General features: G+C 36.2%; 18 protein-coding genes. 5 read left to right on the top strand and 13 right to left on the bottom strand.

From position 1 onward, the window contains the following. Window positions 1-18: 18 nt before the first annotated feature. On the bottom strand, window positions 19-1,374 hold the full coding sequence (locus QM481_RS04790) for a TolC family protein (RefSeq protein ID WP_283380839.1): 1,356 nt from the start codon (window positions 1,372-1,374) through the stop codon (window positions 19-21). A 226-nt stretch (window positions 1,375-1,600) separates the two neighbouring features. Next, entirely contained in the window at window positions 1,601-3,118 is a 1,518-nt protein-coding gene (scpC, locus tag QM481_RS04795; RefSeq protein ID WP_283380840.1) for a succinyl-CoA:acetate CoA-transferase ScpC, read from the bottom strand. A gap of 88 nt (window positions 3,119-3,206) precedes the next feature. Here scpC and QM481_RS04800 point away from each other — a divergent pair, with 88 nt between their 5' ends. Continuing rightward, window positions 3,207-4,061, top strand: a complete 855-nt coding sequence (locus QM481_RS04800; protein WP_283380841.1) for a helix-turn-helix domain-containing protein — start codon at window positions 3,207-3,209, stop codon at window positions 4,059-4,061. A 514-nt stretch (window positions 4,062-4,575) separates the two neighbouring features. On the opposite strand, the gene QM481_RS04805 is transcribed toward QM481_RS04800, so the two are convergent. The 3 genes from QM481_RS04805 to QM481_RS04815 all read right to left on the bottom strand — a co-directional run bounded on the left by QM481_RS04805 (window position 4,576) and on the right by QM481_RS04815 (window position 6,357). Then, window positions 4,576-5,031 carry an Ivy family c-type lysozyme inhibitor gene (locus tag QM481_RS04805; protein ID WP_283380842.1) on the bottom strand — a complete coding sequence of 152 codons (456 nt, stop codon included), beginning with the start codon at window positions 5,029-5,031 and terminating at the stop codon, window positions 4,576-4,578. A gap of 207 nt (window positions 5,032-5,238) precedes the next feature. Beyond that, window positions 5,239-5,880: an ankyrin repeat domain-containing protein gene (locus QM481_RS04810; protein ID WP_283380843.1), complete on the bottom strand. Its 642-nt coding sequence runs from the start codon at window positions 5,878-5,880 to the stop codon at window positions 5,239-5,241. Window positions 5,881-5,964: 84 nt separating this feature from the next. Further along, window positions 5,965-6,357 (bottom strand): DoxX family protein, encoded by a 393-nt coding sequence (locus QM481_RS04815; protein WP_283380844.1) that lies wholly within the window; start codon window positions 6,355-6,357, stop codon window positions 5,965-5,967. Between the two features lie 116 nt (window positions 6,358-6,473). Between QM481_RS04815 and QM481_RS04820 the strand changes: the two genes are divergently transcribed. Next, on the top strand, window positions 6,474-6,812 hold the full coding sequence (locus QM481_RS04820; RefSeq protein WP_283380845.1) for a winged helix-turn-helix transcriptional regulator: 339 nt from the start codon (window positions 6,474-6,476) through the stop codon (window positions 6,810-6,812). Between the two features lie 187 nt (window positions 6,813-6,999). Here the strand turns inward: QM481_RS04820 and QM481_RS04825 are convergent, their stop codons facing one another. Further along, a complete protein-coding gene (locus QM481_RS04825) occupies window positions 7,000-7,542 on the bottom strand; it encodes a cupin domain-containing protein (protein WP_283380846.1) in 543 nt (180 codons plus the stop codon). 77 nt (window positions 7,543-7,619) lie between these two features. Beyond that, window positions 7,620-8,453 carry a helix-turn-helix domain-containing protein gene (locus QM481_RS04830; RefSeq protein ID WP_283380847.1) on the bottom strand — a complete coding sequence of 278 codons (834 nt, stop codon included), beginning with the start codon at window positions 8,451-8,453 and terminating at the stop codon, window positions 7,620-7,622. Between the two features lie 288 nt (window positions 8,454-8,741). Between QM481_RS04830 and QM481_RS04835 the strand changes: the two genes are divergently transcribed. Both QM481_RS04835 and QM481_RS04840 read left to right on the top strand, forming a co-directional pair. After that, complete coding sequence (locus tag QM481_RS04835; RefSeq protein ID WP_283380848.1) at window positions 8,742-9,389, top strand: NAD(P)-dependent oxidoreductase; 648 nt, start codon at window positions 8,742-8,744, stop codon at window positions 9,387-9,389. Between the two features lie 165 nt (window positions 9,390-9,554). Continuing rightward, entirely contained in the window at window positions 9,555-10,637 is a 1,083-nt protein-coding gene (locus QM481_RS04840) for an acyltransferase family protein (RefSeq protein WP_283380849.1), read from the top strand. 86 nt (window positions 10,638-10,723) lie between these two features. On the opposite strand, the gene QM481_RS04845 is transcribed toward QM481_RS04840, so the two are convergent. Together QM481_RS04845 and QM481_RS04850 are read right to left on the bottom strand one after the other, a co-directional pair. Next, a complete protein-coding gene (locus QM481_RS04845; RefSeq protein WP_283380850.1) occupies window positions 10,724-11,161 on the bottom strand; it encodes a DUF1801 domain-containing protein in 438 nt (145 codons plus the stop codon). Window positions 11,162-11,264: 103 nt separating this feature from the next. Next, window positions 11,265-11,879: a YqhG/Tai3 family protein gene (locus QM481_RS04850; protein WP_283380851.1), complete on the bottom strand. Its 615-nt coding sequence runs from the start codon at window positions 11,877-11,879 to the stop codon at window positions 11,265-11,267. A gap of 182 nt (window positions 11,880-12,061) precedes the next feature. Between QM481_RS04850 and QM481_RS04855 the strand changes: the two genes are divergently transcribed. After that, window positions 12,062-12,922 carry a ThuA domain-containing protein gene (locus QM481_RS04855; protein WP_283380852.1) on the top strand — a complete coding sequence of 287 codons (861 nt, stop codon included), beginning with the start codon at window positions 12,062-12,064 and terminating at the stop codon, window positions 12,920-12,922. On the opposite strand, the gene QM481_RS04860 is transcribed toward QM481_RS04855, so the two are convergent. From QM481_RS04860 to QM481_RS04875, 4 genes are all read right to left on the bottom strand, one after another. Then, entirely contained in the window at window positions 12,900-13,655 is a 756-nt protein-coding gene (locus QM481_RS04860) for an alpha/beta family hydrolase (protein WP_283380853.1), read from the bottom strand. The genes QM481_RS04855 and QM481_RS04860 overlap by 23 nt on opposite strands. Before the next feature lie 283 nt (window positions 13,656-13,938). Next, entirely contained in the window at window positions 13,939-15,147 is a 1,209-nt protein-coding gene (locus tag QM481_RS04865; protein WP_283380854.1) for an exo-beta-N-acetylmuramidase NamZ family protein, read from the bottom strand. Window positions 15,148-15,238: 91 nt separating this feature from the next. Further along, window positions 15,239-15,685 carry a YdeI/OmpD-associated family protein gene (locus QM481_RS04870; RefSeq protein ID WP_283380855.1) on the bottom strand — a complete coding sequence of 149 codons (447 nt, stop codon included), beginning with the start codon at window positions 15,683-15,685 and terminating at the stop codon, window positions 15,239-15,241. Window positions 15,686-15,745: 60 nt separating this feature from the next. Then, complete coding sequence (locus QM481_RS04875; protein ID WP_283380856.1) at window positions 15,746-16,699, bottom strand: hypothetical protein; 954 nt, start codon at window positions 16,697-16,699, stop codon at window positions 15,746-15,748. Window positions 16,700-16,807 lie beyond the last annotated feature (108 nt).

A 16,807-nucleotide genomic window follows, 5' to 3' on the forward strand; every position in this document is an offset into this window, starting at 1 on the left:
CTAACCCCTTATGCCCATTTAGTTGAGTTGACCTGAAGTGTAAAGAAGATCGTAGTATTTTGCCACAGCATCTATTTGTGCTGACAAAAGTTGATAGCGAGTTCGAAACAAAGCTGTATCAGCATCCATCAATTCGGTATGTAATGCCATTTGATTAAAATATTTTTGTTTCAGAATTCTATAGTTTTCATTGGCTTGTGCAATCGCTTTTTCAATAACCTTTATCTTATCCTGAGTTTCCAGCCATGCCATATATCGCCGATACATAGCATCTTGAATGGCATCTTTTTGAATCTTTTCTTGAACTTGTGCAAGCTCAATTGATTGCTTCGCCATAGCTAATTTGGTCTTGACTTTAAACAAGTGGGAAATACTAAAATTCATATCAATCCCAATTCTCCCAAGGCTATACAGATATGGATGTGGAGGAAAAAGGAATAACATATAATTGGGATAGTTGTACCCGAATGTTCCAAACAAACTCAAAGTTGGCTTGGTCGATGCTTTGATGGATTGGTATCCCAACTCATTAATTTCAGTCGCTTGTTGTTTTATTTTTACCTCCTCACGATTTAAAGCACCTTCTTGAAGCTTATCTATCAACAATTCTGTATGATTCATGCTGAGAGCCGACTTAGTGTCTAGCAACAAAGTATCTCTTTCTGGAATCTGCAAAAGAGTTTTCAAATCATTGAGCAATACTTTTGTATTTCGCTCATTAGTCAAAATATCGAGGGTTGAATTTGAGCATTGAAGACTTGCTTGTAAGACTTCTTCTTTAGTAATTGTACCATTCTTTTTGAAAGCACTTACCAAATTAAGTCGTTCGTTTTGTTCTTTTAGCGTTTCTTTCAAAAGTGAGTCAAGCGCCACCAACTTACAAATCCCCAAATAGGTTTGTATGACCTCTAGTGCTTTTTCTCGATAAACCTGTTTCTCTTGAAGCTGTGCAATTTCTACTCTTTTTTCGGCTTGCTTAATACCAATTTTGATTCTTCCTCCTTGATAAAGAGGCATTTTGACATTCACTGTTGCATCATATATGTCAGGAATTGTCTGGTAATGAACCACTTGGTCTGCATGTTGATACTCAACCATATTGCTCATACGATAATACGAAGCATGAAAATCCAAATCGGGTAGCTGTATTTCTTTTTCTTCCTTTACTTTTTCGTGGGCTACTTCAGTCTGAATCCTTGCTTGTAAGAGATAAGGACTGTTTTCTTTCAAGCGATTCAGAGCCTCCGATAAATTTAAAGAAACCTTATTGCTTGTGGTATGGCTAATATGTTGTCCATAAGTGGTTTGGGCAAGCATAAGCAAACCTCCAAGGAAAAAACTCTTTCCTTGAATTGGCTGTTTGTACGTTGTCATAAAATCAACTCAGATACTATAAATGTACCTGATTGCGAGAGTGAAAAATGAAAATATGTTTGGGTGAAAGTTTATAAATTCCTCCACCAATAAATTTTAACTAATATCATTCTTAAAAACAGGTGCAAAACTATTTTACCCTCATGGCATGGGATATGAGTACCACAATATCGTACCATCCTCATACTCATTGTCCCAATTAACAAGTAATCTAAACCACTATCTTCTACTGGATTGATGCTACTCTTTCTAATTCAGAGGTCATTCTACCCATTTTTTGTAATCTTTCATGCCAACTGAGTGCTTCGCCAAGTAAATGAGGCGTTTGTCCTCCTTTCTCCAAAGCTCTTGTATAATAATCCAACAAAGCCTCTCGGTAATCGGGATGTGCACAGTTTTCGATAATAACTTTGGCTCGTTCGCGTGGAGCTAAACCCCGTAAATCTGCTAATCCAAAATCAGTTACCAAAATATCAACATCGTGCTCAGTATGATCTACATGGGCTACCATGGGTACCACATGCGAAATAGTATCGTTTTTGGAAGCAGCTTGGCAAACAAAAATGCTTAAATAGGCATTTCTGGCAAAATCACCTGAACCACCGATTCCGTTCATCATTTTGGTACCGTATATATGCGTTGAGTTTACATTTCCGTAGATATCAAACTCGATGGCAGTATTAATTGCAATAACGCCCAATCGGCGTATCACCTCCGCTGCATTACTAATGTTCTGAGGTCGAAGTAGGATTTTGTCTTTATATCTTTCAAAATTGATAAAAAGCTTTTGATACCATTCCTTCGAAACCGTAATAGAAGATGCCGAGGCAAAATCCATTTTTCCTGCATCGATTAGCTCAAATGTACTATCTTGTAACACCTCCGAATACATCGTAAGACCCTCGAAAGGGCTATTGACAAAACCTTGTAAAATAGCGTTTGCTACCTTGCCGATACCTGCTTGTAACGGCAGTAAATGGTAGGAAAGTTTGCCTTTGTGGACTTCTTTTTCAAAAAACTCAATCAAATGTGCCGCAATAGCATCCGTTTTTGCTTCAGGTGGAGCGATTGTAGCTGCGCTATCCGACAAGTTTGTAAAGACAACCGCCACCACCTTAGCAGGATCAAATTCGATACCGATACTCCCTATACGGTCATCGACTTTCTCTATCAATATCGGTTTACGAAAAGGATAACGTTCAGGGATATGAATATCATGAATCCCAGCGATACTCGTTGGCACAGCCATATTAACTTCGATAATCAATTGTTTGGCTTGTTGGACAAAAGTTGCTGAATTACCCACCGAAGTAGTTGGAATCAATTGTCCATCGGCTCTAATCATGGCAACTTCAATCACCGCCAAATCGATAGGATGAATATTTTCGGCTTGTAATAACTCCGCTGTTTCTCCCAAGTGTTGGTCTATAAAAAGTACCTCTCCATCGTTGATATGACTTCTTAAGCCGTTATCAGATTGAAAGGGCATACGCTTATATAGTGCGTGTGATTCTGCCAATAATCCATCGGTATCATGACCCAGAGAGGCTCCCGTTAGCAAGGTTATCTTCAGCGGATTAGATTGGGCACGTTCGGCTAATGCTTGCAAAACGGCCTTACTATCGCCTGCACGTGTGAAGCCACTAGAGCCTACAACCATGCCATCTTCTATTAAAGCAGCAGCTTCTTGTGCGGTTTTTACTTTGGCCAGCAAAGTAGGAATTTGGATTCTCTCTGAATTCATGATTTGTTCCTCCGAAAAATAGTTAGAGTTTCTTGTGCGTTTGTTTTGTTTCTTGAAATATGGTAAGACAAAATTAGCGAGTATCTTTGTGGTAGAAATATCTACAAAAGCCAACTATTTATCAATTTTTGCCAAAATGACTCCGCAACGATATTACCTTACTGAAGTTGATAAGGTGGAAGACTCTATCTATTGTTTTCACGACGCTATGGGCGAAAACGACATTCAACTACATCAACATAAAAAGGCACAATTGCTATATACTGAAGGTGGTGTCGTACATATTTCGGTACCTGACAAAACCTACTTTTTGCCAGCTCGACATTATATGTGGATTCCACCCGAAGTGCCACATAGTATTCATGCGAGTTCACCCGAAATCATGATGCGTAATCTGTATTTTCCCATCAAAAATCAGGAAATTGATTTTTTCCAACAAATAGGTATTTATGCGGTCAATGATTTATTACTCCAATTACTCTTGTTTTCGAATCGCTGGCATGGAGATATTTTGACAAGTTCGCAAGAAGATTATATCATAGCAGAGGCTATTCGTGCTATTTTGCCTCAAATCAGTACGATGAATTTACCGTTGGCTTTACCTTTTTCAAATAACCAAAGGCTCGAAAAAATATTAGCGTTTATGGCAAGTAATTTACATAACCCAATTGCATTTCCTGAGCTATGTGATAAGTTTGGATTTAGTCAACGAAGTTTAGCAAGGTTATTTCATGCAGAATTAGGCATGACTTTTATTCAATATTATACGATTTTAAGAATTTTGAAATCTTTACAACTATTACTGGAAGAAAAATTACCCGTTAGCGAGGTTGCGATTAGTGTAGGCTATAGTAGCATACCTACATTTAGTAACACTTTTTGCAATCTCATTGGCTGTCGCCCGTCAGAATATTTAAAAATACAGACTACCATATTAAAATAAACGAAGTTCAACTTCAAATAAACGATAAATAGAAACATTCCTTAAAATTCAAAAATGTAATTATTTTTATAAAAAATTACATTATACCGCAATACAATTAACTTTTGTCAATGATTTTACTTATCTTAAATAAAAAAAACATCAATTATCACTAATTTGCATCCAATATCACCAAATCATGTGATATAAATTTTTCCTCAAAAATTTTGATTTTATTTTTTATGGTAATAACTTTCAGTTGTAGAAGAATGTGGACTTCGATTAATATCTGAAAAGCTTCTTTTACCTTAACTAACTAACACCCAATTATATTTATCTACCCTCTTTTTGTTTTCCATACGAAAACAAATCATCAAATGGTGTTTTTTAGGATAGTATAATTTCCTTCTTTCGAAAAGGATTTAAAAATGAATAATGGATTTTATTTTAAGTCTAACACATAAAACTTTAACTTTATAGCCTTACTTTGTAAAAAAGCCTCAGAGAAATCTGAGGCTTTTGATGTTTTTCATGGTTAATAATTATTAACCCATTGCATTACTCTTGGTGAATTACTTCCATCTTCCGAGTAAGTATTCACTTTGTCTCCTTCGCGAATGCCTGCTGAAAGGTTATTTTTAGTAAAGTCATACACAATAATAAAATTGGTAGCTCCACAGTTATGTTGCTCACAACCATTTGCTACAAAGAGATTGTTTTTTACTTCAATTGGAACCTCGACAGCCCAAGTGCTTACCATGAATTGGTAACGATTTCCCAATAATTTTTTAAGACGAGTTGTTAAACTTTGTGAGTTAAATAATTTTACATCAAAAGGGTACTTTCCCTGAAGTTTTCTCAGAAAAGTCATAGACGGATCATCACCTACAGTGTTTTTTTGTGTTTCTACAATTTTCGCCACTGAGTGTTGTGATATACCTACGGTTAATAGGCTCATCATAACGGCGGCACTCACGGTAATCTTTTTCATTTCTAATACGTTTATACCTATTTGGGTTCAAGACATCTTTTCAAAGATAACGGATAAGTTCTGGAAACACGTATTATTTTTTTCAAGCCGATTGCTTTACCGAAATAGAGTCGTAACCTATTTAGCACAAAAAACTAAGCGATAAAATACTTAAAAACAAACACTTAAATAATTATCATCAGTATCAAAATCACCTTAATTGTTAGTTTAATTCTGATGATTTAGTATTCTAAAAACCTCATCATCACCTTCTGCCAAATCAAAGATGGTATAACCTTCTAAATTAGGAATATTTTTATCTGCCCCAGCATTTACTAATAATTCAATACATTTCAAATGAGCACTTCTCTCCATATTTTTATCTTGATAAGTCCCATGAACTGCCCAAAAGAGTGGGGTTGAGGTAAACTCAATACATTTTTGATTCAAATCAAGATCTTTTTGTAACAATGCATCCAGCAATTCAACACCACCACACCAAGCTGCCCAGTGTAAGGCAGTTCCGCCAAAACATCCTTGATGGCGTAAATTAGCACCTTTACTAAGGTAATACTTCCCAAGTTGATTAGCGTAAAGACTAGCCGCAGCAATTAGGGGAGTATCTTGAAGAATTTTCAAATCTTGACCGTCAATATTTGCTCCAAAATCAAGTAAAATACTAGCTAGCTCGATTCCTTTTTCTTCAGGAATATCCTTCGTAAATACCCAGTCAGCAATTCGGTGCAAGGGATGTGCCAAAGCAGGGGTTTTGTCATCTAGTGGAACTCCACTATTTGCCAACTCAGGATTTGATGCTAGCGTGGAATGGAGTAATGTAGTATCGCCAGTTTTTAAGATTGATTGTAACATAGTAAAAATGATTAAAGGTTAAGAATATCAAATTTACTAGTTTTTGTTACGAAATTGGGTCAGTCAAAGAAGATTTAACAGACATTAGTCTGCCTTCCAAAGTCGGAGTAATATTAAAGTCAAAACAATCATAAAGATATTAAAACCCAGAACCTCAGTCTCACCACGCACCAGATGAAATACAATTGCAGAAAGCATTAACCCAAGGATACCATAGGCAGCCCATCGACTAAAATAAGGTTTTATGTTCAGAAGACTCGGCAATATGATACCTATCGCTCCAAGTAAATCTAATAGAGCTGTTCCCCAAACTACAAGATTAGGCACTTGTGCAACCCATGGCCACATCAAGGCTAGTTGGTCAATCGGAGTTATTAATTTCATGATGCCTCCATAGGTAAGGCACAATGCCAAAAGAAATTGCAGTACCCAAGCGGATAATGTTTTGAACCTAGAATTTTGTTTGTGTGTTGTCATGGTTGTAAATTTATTTTTGCCAAAACTACCCACTTAACTTTTACAACACAGGGATACTTTCTTCGAGGTAAGCACTTACCTCGAAGAAAGTAAAACGAATCATAAACTCAAAGACGATGATAAACGGCATTGATTGTCCCAAAAATATACTTTCTATCAAGGATACCTTAGAAACCTTGCAAGGCAAATGGAAGTTATTAATCTTGTTTGCCTTAGGGGCTGAACCTAAAAGGTTTAATCAAATTGCCAAAGAAGTGAAGGGTATTTCAGATAAAGTATTGTCCAACGAGCTCAAAAGTCTTGAAACGAATACTTTAATTACTCGAACTGCCATAGATACCTATCCACCGACAGTTGAGTATTCTATCACGCCACACGGGCAGTCGCTACAAAGGGTGGTTGAAGAGTTACATCTATGGGGTATCGAACATAGAAAGGTGATTATGGAGAAGTAAATCATACATAAAGATGTATTATCCTGTGTTTACGTATCAAACATGAGTCATCCCGAATTTAGCGATTTAGTGATTGAGCGAATGAGTGATTATGTAAAAATTTGTATTCTAGCAGTAGAGACGCAATGATTGCGTCTCTACCAGTAAAATTCATATTAAAAATAATCCCTCGTATTTCTACAAAAAATCAAAACTGTAATGGTGGTCCTACCACCTGCATATCGTATGCAGCAAATATCCGTGCTCCTTCCTCTGGAGTTGGTTGGGTTTTAAGCGCACCTAAAGCACGAAAAAAGTCTTCCATTTTTCCAGAGGGTTGAAACATAAAAAATAGCTTTCCTGCTGAAGAAGTTTGCGCAAAAGCATGAGGAATATTCCTCGGCAAAAATATTGTATCTCCTGCTTTTAATCTATATTGCTCCTTTCCTACCTGAAAAAGATATTCTCCTTCTACAATAAAAAATATTTCATCCTGATTGGGGTGAATATGTAGAGGAGGTCCACCTTTTTCTCTTCCAATGTACTCAAATACAGTAAGCTGCCCACTAGTATCTTTCGATGAGACCTTGATATTATTGGGACTAAGCCCAACTTGGGTGCTTTCCTGAAAACGGCTCTCGCCAGAACGAATCACAAATGGCGCTGTTGGCGCTAGCTTCGTTTCAGCACTTACCTGCGTCAAAGTAGTGCCAAAAACTGCTGCTGTTGAAAGAAAATTTCTGCGTTGCATAGTTGTTGGGGTAAAAGTTATAACACAAATTTGCAAGGCTGAAAATGCAATCTAGTGGTAAAAAAACGACATTTTTCTTAGTAAGTATCTGCCTGTCCAAAGCTTCTTTCAGGTGAATTTAAGTCCAACAAATGAAATTCTGTTGGCGACTTTAAAGTCAACTTTTGGTAGGTCTTTGATAGGTGTTGGTAATCATAATACCCGCATTGAACAGCAATTGTAAGCCAATCTAATTGTGGGTATTTATTTTTCATACGAAACGCATTTTCAAACCGAATCAGCGAGTTATAGTATTTGGCAGAAACGCCCATTCTTTCCATGAATTTACGTTCAAATTGACGTGTGCTCAAACATGATTCATGCGCCAGCCAGTCAATATCTACGACGGTTGATTGATTTAATATATGATTGGTAATCATATCCAAACCATGACTTGGCTTAACTTTCTTGGTTAACAAACCCATCAGAAACGATTCTACAATCGTTACCATATTGGTATAATTCTGTGCCTCCTGTAACCGCAAATTGACTTCTTTGATACAAAAGGGAAAAATAGCCTCAGCGTCAATGTAGGAGTTGTTGAGTTCGAAAGACGGAATTCCTGTTAGACGATACAATGCTCCAGGGCGAAAAACTACCTGAAAAACCAAAAAATCTTGACCAACATAGCGATGTGTAACTTCTGTTTGCTGACCAAATACCACAGACTTAAGTTTTGATTCGGTCTTACCAGAAACAGCATACTTTACCGTTTCGGTATCTCGAGGATAGAAACTCAAACAGTGTTCAGGTTTGGGAGGATAAGGTTTGTAGGGAATAGCTTGATTTGCTGAAAAAACAAAATCTACAATTCGGAAAGTGCGGACAAATTCCTTCAAAATGGGCGATGGAGGAAATTCTAGCAAAACCATAGTCTTAATTGTGCATAAGGATTTCGATGGGAATATAGTCAAAAATCATTTTTTTGCTTATGTCACCAACCTATTCAATCTTTCTCAAAATCATTTTATTTAACAATTATCAATAAAACAATCAGATTCTTTACCTAATATACAGTATTTAAGCAAGAAAATAATAATTTTGACCTATTAAACGCTGATTTACATACCAACAATCGAACCTTGCACGACTTGGTTCTCCTCCTCGCAACATACTTCATGTTGTGACAGTTTTTTGTTGTATATAAAATCAGAAAAATCATGACATCTTCTTATAAAATCGCTGTTATCGGCGGAACAGGCAAATCAGGCTCTTATCTTCTCCAAGAACTTTTTTCGAATCATTTTCAAGTAAAAGCATTAGTACGAAATCCACAAAAAGTGGGTCAAATTCCTGCTGGGGTAGAAATCGTGTTAGGTGATGTGACCGATATAGACGCCATTAATCGTTTACTGAAAGGATGTACTCACGTGGTAAGTATGTTGGGCATGGGTACTCCACCTAGCGAACCCACGATTTTTGCTCAATCGACACAGCATATTTTAAGTGCTATGCAACAAGAAGGGATTCTGAGATATATCGTAACGACAGGACTAAATGTTGATACGCCGAGCGATCAAAAAAGTGAGCAAACACAATTTGGTACTCAGTGGATGAAACAAAATTTCCCAATCTCAACGGCCAACAAACAAATTGAATATGATTTACTGGTCAACTCGACGGTAGACTGGACACTGATTCGTCTTCCTTTGATTGAATTAACAGAGGAAAATGTACTTGTCCATACAGATTTGAAGGATTGTACTGGAAACAAAATTAGTGCGAAAAGCTTGGCAAAATTTGTTGTAACACAGCTTTTCTCTAAAGAATTCTCAAGACAAGCACCATTTGTATTTAATCAAGTTTAGTAGTTTATCGACAAGAATTGTTTCTCGTAATTCTAGCATTATGAGACAATTCTTGTCGATTCAATTTAATTCTTTTTCAAATCGTTTCAAAAACCTACAAATCCCCACAAAGAAGCCTACTATCTGTACGTTCTTGTATCAACATTTCAATTTTTCTATAAATCAATGATCACACAAACCACAACTAGTACACCGCTAAGTACCAAAAATCATTTTGAAGTTCTCGATGGACTTCGAGGAATTGCCGCGATAGGAGTCGTAGTTTTTCACTTTTCAGAATGGCTATTTCCTGACTCTAGCAAAAATTTTATTGGACACGGTTTTCTAGCCGTAGATTTCTTTTTCTGTCTCTCTGGCTTTGTTATTAGTTATGCCTATGATGACAGAATCCAACAAATGAGTTTAGGGCAATTTTTTAAATTACGCCTTATCCGTCTTCACCCATTAGTAGTGATTGGTTCGCTATTAGGAATCATTTTCTGGTTTTGGGCACCCGCATCTTTTGATACAAGCAAGTATTCAGTTACACAAATTATTTTGCTTTCTGTCACGTCATTATTGCTTATTCCAATGCCCACTATGGCTGACAGACTACTGAATTTATTTGGATTAAATGCGCCTTCTTGGTCACTTTTTTGGGAATATATCGCCAATATTCTTTATGCGACTATTTTGCATAAATTGTCCGTTACGGCACTAAAAATAGTACTATTTTTTGCTACGCTATTTATCGCCTATACAGCTTATTCCAAAGGCACACTAACAGGTGGCTGGGGAGGAACTACCTTTTGGGATGGTTTAGCACGTCTTGGTTATTCGTTTATAATAGGTATTTTAATACAAAGAAAGCAGTGGATTATTCAAAATAAAATTGGATTTATTGGTCTTAGTATTATGCTATTGTGCATGATGATGATGCCTTATGTTGGGAAATATTGGGTTTCTGAATTATTGGTTGTTCTATTCTATTCACCCTTATTAGTATCACTTGGCGCTGGAACTATTAACTACAAGGCTACTCAAAAGGTTGCAAAGTTATCGGGTGAAATCTCCTACCCTCTCTATATGTGTCACTATTGGACAAACTGGTTTTTTGCAGAATATTTAACCAAAACAAAACCCAATACCAGTGAGATTGTCTTAGTGGTCATTTTCTCAATGTTGGCATTGATACTGTTCGCGTATATCATCATGAAGTATGTAGATAAACCTATCCGAACCTATTTATTGCAGAAATATGGAAGGTAAAGATTAATGTAGAATTGTGAGTGATGAGTTGTGATTACCCTCAAAAGTAATATTTGGATTCAAAGGCAAAGCTAAAACTCATCACTTTAAGTTAGATCTGTTTGAGGTGGATATTGCTCTAAGGTTAATCTGATTGTATTTTTCAAAATTTCGGATAATATGCTTAAATCAATATCAGCGATTTTTTTCACATAAATACAACCCTTTTCCATTTTGTATTTTCCTAATCGTGGCAATAGAGTAGATTCTTCTTTATTGCCACGAAAAATATACAGAGAAAAGGCAGCTTTTCGTGGTGAAAATGCAATGATTGGTGCATCGCCTTCTCGCCCACTATCGTATATATAATGATAGGTACCAAAACCAATGATGCTTGGCCCCCACATTTTGGCCTCGAAACCTGATACTTCCGACATCAAATTGATGAGTATTTTACTTTCTTCTCTTTTGGTTTCAGTATCCACAAATTCATCCAGAAATTGGTAAACACTTTTTTCGGTTTCTTGGGTTTTATTTTTTGCCATTTTTAAAGAGGTTTAAACAGCAACCATGAATTAAACCATTAATATACAATAATTTGTACAGTAATTGAAAAATATTTTCTTCTAAAACTAATTGGTCTTCAGACTACTTTTTCAAGAATACATCTTTGTCAAATCCTTGTAAATAACTAATTTTCCACTTACCATTTTCTTTTATTAATCGTACTTTATAGGCAAATCCTTTTGAAAAAGTCTTGTCTCCCCAAGTCCACCATACTGTGGCATTCGTTGGAGCTATATCCACTTTCTTCAAGACGATTTTATCCCATGGATTATCGCTAGGGTAATCCTGACAACGACACCAAGGATTTGCATCTTCACCAAAAGGAGACATATCTCCGACCATCCATTCTTCTTTTTTCGATTTCAGTTGAGTGTCGATTCCTTTTGCTATTGCATCATAATTTTGAAGAAATTCTGTGGAGAAGTAGCCCGTATTTTGCAATGATGCCATTCTTTTCTGGTGAATTTTGTGGTCTAACCCTATAAAATGCTCTTCCTTTTTGTCACTTATAGGCTCAAAATCTACCTGCGAAGTATTTGATTCTTGCCATTTATAGGCTTTCACAAGTAGGTCTTTAATCGCCTTTTGGTCTAAAGATGTGTTGGTATTAGCACTTTTATGTGGAGTTACTTGAGCATAAATCGAGATAGCAAAACATGCAAGAAGTACAGACAAAATATACGTTGAAGTTTTCATGAGTTTTAGTTTATCATTTAGTTGTATGTACAAGAAAAATGGATGGTAATTTAAGGGCTAACAGATGAAATAAAAACATTTTTGTGGAGATATTTGAATTATTTTATTGTCCCTGTTTGGGACAATAAAATAATAATACCTATATTTACTTAAACAAAACATTTAACTAAGAAAATTTCACCATGAAAAAAGCTTTCAAAATAATCGGTTGGACATTACTCACGATTGTTATTTTACTTGGAACAGCGATGGGACTTTTTATTTATAAAGTCAAAAATGGCTTTCCTGTATCATACGAAACCGATAAACCTACTATTGATTTTCCCAATAATCAAAAAGCAATATTAGTCTTTTCGAAAACCACTGGTTTTAGACATTCGGCGTCCATAGATGCTTCTAAGTTAGTCCTGAAGCAATTAGCTCAAAAAAATCACTGGTTTATGTATGAAACCGAAGAGGGTGGTGTTTTTAATCCTGAGCAACTCGCAAAATTTAGTACCGTAATTTTCGACAATTCGACAGGTGAAGTAATTAATGATGAACAAAAAAGAGCCTTGGAACAATACGTCGAAAATGGCGGAGGCTTGATTGGAATTCATGGTGCTGGCGACGACTCACACCACTGGGATTGGTATGAGCAAAATTTATTAGGTGCCAAATTTTCGCATCATGCCCTTGCACAACAGTTCCAAACAGCTGAAATTCAAAAAGATAGCAAAGCAGATAGTACTGTGAGTAATGGATTACCAACTAGCTGGAAGCATGCAGATGAATGGTATGTATTCTTTGAAAATCCTCGTGTTAAAGGCTTTAATATCATCTATTTTATGGGTGGAGATAAAATTGACACTAACGGTTCAATGCCCATATTGGCTTCCGACAAAAATTTTGGTATGGGAAAAGACCATCCATTAGCATGGTGTAAAAGTATTGGAAAAGGCAAAACATTTTACACCTCACTGGGACATAATGAGGTAGCTTGGAAAAATGAAAACTTCGTTAAACTTATCGAGAATGCAATTAGCTGGACACAAATGAAGTAGTAGAAATCAGGTCAAAACTAAGAGAGGTTTTGACCTGATCTTTTGGTAAAACTTCTTCCATTTTATTGAATAAAATCTGCCATTGCTGTTTTTCCATATTAAAACCGTGGTCGGTATCCATCAAAAATATAGAAGTATTCGAGTTAAATGTATATTTTCTCAAAATTTCACCCCCACCATATACGTCATTTCTTCCTTGAATTATCAAAAATGGCGTACTTAGCTCCGGTAGGTGTGTGTATCGCTCAGGTTCTATCCCATTCTCAGGATTCTGAAAGGGGTATCCCAAACAAATGATATGTTTTAAGGTAACACTATCTGCTATTAACGAAGCTACTCGCCCGCCCGAGGATCTTGAAATTACATATACCTCATAATTCTTACTGAGCTCTTTTATTCGACTCGCCACCCGTTGACAACGACCATTTACAGTATGACGTTGCTCATCGCTGAATTGTCGCAAGAGGTGCTGAGCATAGCGCCAGTTGACACCAGCATACAGTATTTGCAAAACACGAACCATCAGTTTATCCCAAAATTCTGAGAGTTGAAAAAAATGACTTAGCGTGTGTCTAAGCCACCAAATTGGTCCTCCAATTGGGTCTTCCCAAGCAATAGCTATTCCTTTTTTCTGAATATAATGCACTAGCATATAATTCAGATTTATATCCTTTTGCCAGTCATCTCGACCTAGCAATAGGATAAGGGGCGGTTTGGAGTGATGATTCGCCATTGAAGTGTATTTTCGAAGAAAATAAATGAAGATTGAGCAAAAATCAATTCAAACCACTCAAAGATTATACCAAAATTAATATACACTAGTCATCCCGAATTTTAGAATCGGGGTTATTCTTTAAGTTTTATCAAAAAAGGGGTCGAAAAACAATTTTCGACCCGTTTTTGATATTACCACGCTCGATATGACTCGGCTTAAGACGCAATCATTGCATCTCTACTGATAGAATAAAAATTCAAAATCACTATTCACTCCATTTCAGGGTGATTCATATCTAACTTTATTTATACAACAAATACTTCTTTCTCATTTTTTTGTAATCGCTTAGTCCAGGTTCCCACGAGGCTCTGATTTCTTTTTCCGATTTTCCTTCTCTTAATTGGTTTTTAAAATCAGCAACACCTATCAAATAGTCGATATTTCCAATTTGCTTACTCATACTTCTATCAAAAAACTTATCTTTATCGGGATAGTTATTGTACAAATCTATCATCCATTTAAGGTTGATTTGACAGGTTTTTCTTAATTCTTTGGTATCATATTTTCGCAAATCTATTCCATAACATAGCTCATCCATATACAGCGGAGATTCGCTCATACCTTTGATACTAGTTGGTGTATACGAAAAATCATAAACTCCTTTATACAAAGGGCTACCTAGAATAGTAAAGGCAAAATAAGTACCACGACCATGATTCAAACGTGTACCTTCGAACAAGCAAGTTGAAGGATATAACAAAATACTTTGTGGCGTATTCAAATTTGGTGATGGATTGACAGGCAAGACATATTCCATATCATGTTTGTAATTCAAAACCTTCACAATTTTGAGCTTACAGATTTTTTTCTCAGGCAACCATCCTTCTCCATTGATCATTTGAGCAAATTCTGCAATCGTCATGCCATGCGCTATAGGCACAGGAAACTGCCCTATCCCAGATTTTAGTTTCATATCCAAAATTGGACCATCGACCAAATATCCGTTAGGATTAGGACGGTCAAGAATCAGGAGCTCTTTATCAAATTCGGCACAAGATTCCATGACATCTCTGAGCACATTGATATAAGTATAAAAACGGCAGCCTACATCCTGAATGTCATAAATCATCAAGTCAACATCGGCTAAATCTTCTTTTGAAGGCTTACGTTTTTTACCATACAAAGAGATAATTTGAATCCCAGTGGCAGCGTCTTTTTCATCCGAAACCTTTGTCCCATTACTGGCATTTCCTCTAAATCCATGTTCTGGCCCGAATACTTTTACGATATTGATACCACGTGATAAAAGACTATCCACTAAGTGTTTTTTGCCAATAATCGTGGTAGGATTTGCCAAAATTCCAATTCTTTTACCTTTTAGATAGTCGAAATATTGGTCTGTCTGGTCGGCACCAGTTACTATTGTTTTGGGTGTTTTGGATACTGGCTCGTTTGAGGCAAATAATGCCGATGAACCAAGCATCAGCAATACTGAAAGTAAAAATTTCATAGGCTTTCGGATGAAGTAAAATGAAAAATTGAAATTGGGTTTATGAATAAGTTTCAAACATACGAAGATAAATAAAAATCACTATCCCTTTCTAAGGTTTATCTCTTCCGATAAATCGTTCATTTCCTAATAAAAACTGAATGGCTCTAGCGATATTTCTCTCTCTACTTTCTTCTGATTTTAGGTTTGCAATATATCTTACGATTTCCTTTTGAAGCGATGGTGTAAGTTTTTCAAACACTTGAAGGGCTTCAACATTTGAATTTAAAGCTTGCTGTAAATTGGGATGAATGGCTATTTCTCGGCTTTCATTATCAAATGTAATCTCAACTTCTAATATTTCTCCTATCCTTTTGGGAGAGTTTTTCAACATCACAGTATTAATGTAAAAACGCCATTCACCATCATATTTTACTAAAGTTTGTCGAAACTCCTGTTGATTTACTGTTCCACAAACGGGAATTGGCCCTTTATCTTTTTTTGCAAGTTCAAAAATAGATTCCAATATTTCTTGTGGAATTTCTAGATATGGATTCACTCCAATTATTTTGAGTTCTCCCGAAAATGAAAACCTCTTTGATGTCATAATCGCTGAAATTTAATCAAAAGCAGTATTAAGTTCTGCAAGAAAAAGATTGATATTTTGTTTTATCGAACGTACTACTGACTGAAACTGATTAATCATCTGGCTTCGTGCATGGAGGTCATCCGCAAAGTAAATACCCCCTTTTGAAAAATTCACGGATTGGTTAGCTTTAGTCATGTTCTCGTCAAATTGGTACATCAACCACCTTTCCTTTGTGTTCTGTAATAAGGTTGTTTTGCCTGAATTACTAAACTTTGGTTCAGTAAGCATATACCATACAAATGACGATATTTCATGCTCGTTTTGATTCAGCCAAACATTACGTAATAAATTTCGACTAGTATTAATTTCGACCTTTTTCCCCTTTGGATTTAAAGTCGCAAATCCAAGACTTGCTCCTAACACACCTGCTCCAATCGCTACGCCATTGTTCAGTGATTCATTCGAAATTAACACGGTAGCAATACTCGATACAGCACCAATTACGATAGATGCAACCGTAAACTTGGTGGTTTTACTCGAATTGGCATTATCCACAAAATTGGCAATTTGGTCAATCCGCTCACCTTCGCAATCAAGCTCAGCGCTAAGCGCATCTATTTCAGAATTCGCTATCCACACTCGATTATCAATTTGTTGTTTAAGCGTATTTAAACGAACCATCGATTCGAGGCTTTTTTTGTTGGGCTTATTGACAATTTCATGAACCTCATCATTAATTCTTAACGCATTCATGATAAGAATACTTGCCTCTGAAAACTTAGGTTTGAGGGCAGTATTGGCTTTCAGCACTGAATCAGCATTGTTGGTAATACCATACCTAAAATCAGTGGTATTCTGGGGAGGAATACAATAGCTTTCTTTGGCAATAGACAATAGGGTTGTATTTTTCTGAACAGCACAAGAAAAGTTCAGAAAAATCAAACTCAGACACCCAATGACTCGAAGGTTAGAAAAGATTTTCATTCCAAAAAGACTTCATAGTGAGAATATTATTCAACATAAGAGGCTAAATATAGACAAAAAATAAAGGGCTTGCATCGAAATACAAGCCCTTTATTTTTTAAAATTATA

Origin of the sequence: Flectobacillus rivi (assembly GCF_030056655.1) — a bacterium.
Taxonomy (GTDB): Bacteria; Bacteroidota; Bacteroidia; order Cytophagales; family Spirosomataceae; genus Flectobacillus; species Flectobacillus rivi.

Excerpts from the sequence above, each read along its gene's own strand:
- QM481_RS04790 (WP_283380839.1), bottom strand. The coding sequence starts at position 1,374 with ATGACAACGTACAAACAGCCAATTCAAGGAAAGAGTTTTTTCCTTGGA.
- scpC (WP_283380840.1), bottom strand. The coding sequence starts at position 3,118 with ATGAATTCAGAGAGAATCCAAATTCCTACTTTGCTGGCCAAAGTAAAA.
- QM481_RS04805 (WP_283380842.1), bottom strand. The coding sequence starts at position 5,031 with ATGAAAAAGATTACCGTGAGTGCCGCCGTTATGATGAGCCTATTAACC.
- QM481_RS04810 (WP_283380843.1), bottom strand. The coding sequence starts at position 5,880 with ATGTTACAATCAATCTTAAAAACTGGCGATACTACATTACTCCATTCC.
- QM481_RS04815 (WP_283380844.1), bottom strand. The coding sequence starts at position 6,357 with ATGACAACACACAAACAAAATTCTAGGTTCAAAACATTATCCGCTTGG.
- QM481_RS04820 (WP_283380845.1), top strand. The coding sequence starts at position 6,474 with ATGATAAACGGCATTGATTGTCCCAAAAATATACTTTCTATCAAGGAT.
- QM481_RS04825 (WP_283380846.1), bottom strand. The coding sequence starts at position 7,542 with ATGCAACGCAGAAATTTTCTTTCAACAGCAGCAGTTTTTGGCACTACT.
- QM481_RS04830 (WP_283380847.1), bottom strand. The coding sequence starts at position 8,453 with ATGGTTTTGCTAGAATTTCCTCCATCGCCCATTTTGAAGGAATTTGTC.
- QM481_RS04835 (WP_283380848.1), top strand. The coding sequence starts at position 8,742 with ATGACATCTTCTTATAAAATCGCTGTTATCGGCGGAACAGGCAAATCA.
- QM481_RS04840 (WP_283380849.1), top strand. The coding sequence starts at position 9,555 with ATGATCACACAAACCACAACTAGTACACCGCTAAGTACCAAAAATCAT.
- QM481_RS04845 (WP_283380850.1), bottom strand. The coding sequence starts at position 11,161 with ATGGCAAAAAATAAAACCCAAGAAACCGAAAAAAGTGTTTACCAATTT.
- QM481_RS04850 (WP_283380851.1), bottom strand. The coding sequence starts at position 11,879 with ATGAAAACTTCAACGTATATTTTGTCTGTACTTCTTGCATGTTTTGCT.
- QM481_RS04855 (WP_283380852.1), top strand. The coding sequence starts at position 12,062 with ATGAAAAAAGCTTTCAAAATAATCGGTTGGACATTACTCACGATTGTT.
- QM481_RS04860 (WP_283380853.1), bottom strand. The coding sequence starts at position 13,655 with ATGGCGAATCATCACTCCAAACCGCCCCTTATCCTATTGCTAGGTCGA.
- QM481_RS04865 (WP_283380854.1), bottom strand. The coding sequence starts at position 15,147 with ATGAAATTTTTACTTTCAGTATTGCTGATGCTTGGTTCATCGGCATTA.
- QM481_RS04875 (WP_283380856.1), bottom strand. The coding sequence starts at position 16,699 with ATGAAAATCTTTTCTAACCTTCGAGTCATTGGGTGTCTGAGTTTGATT.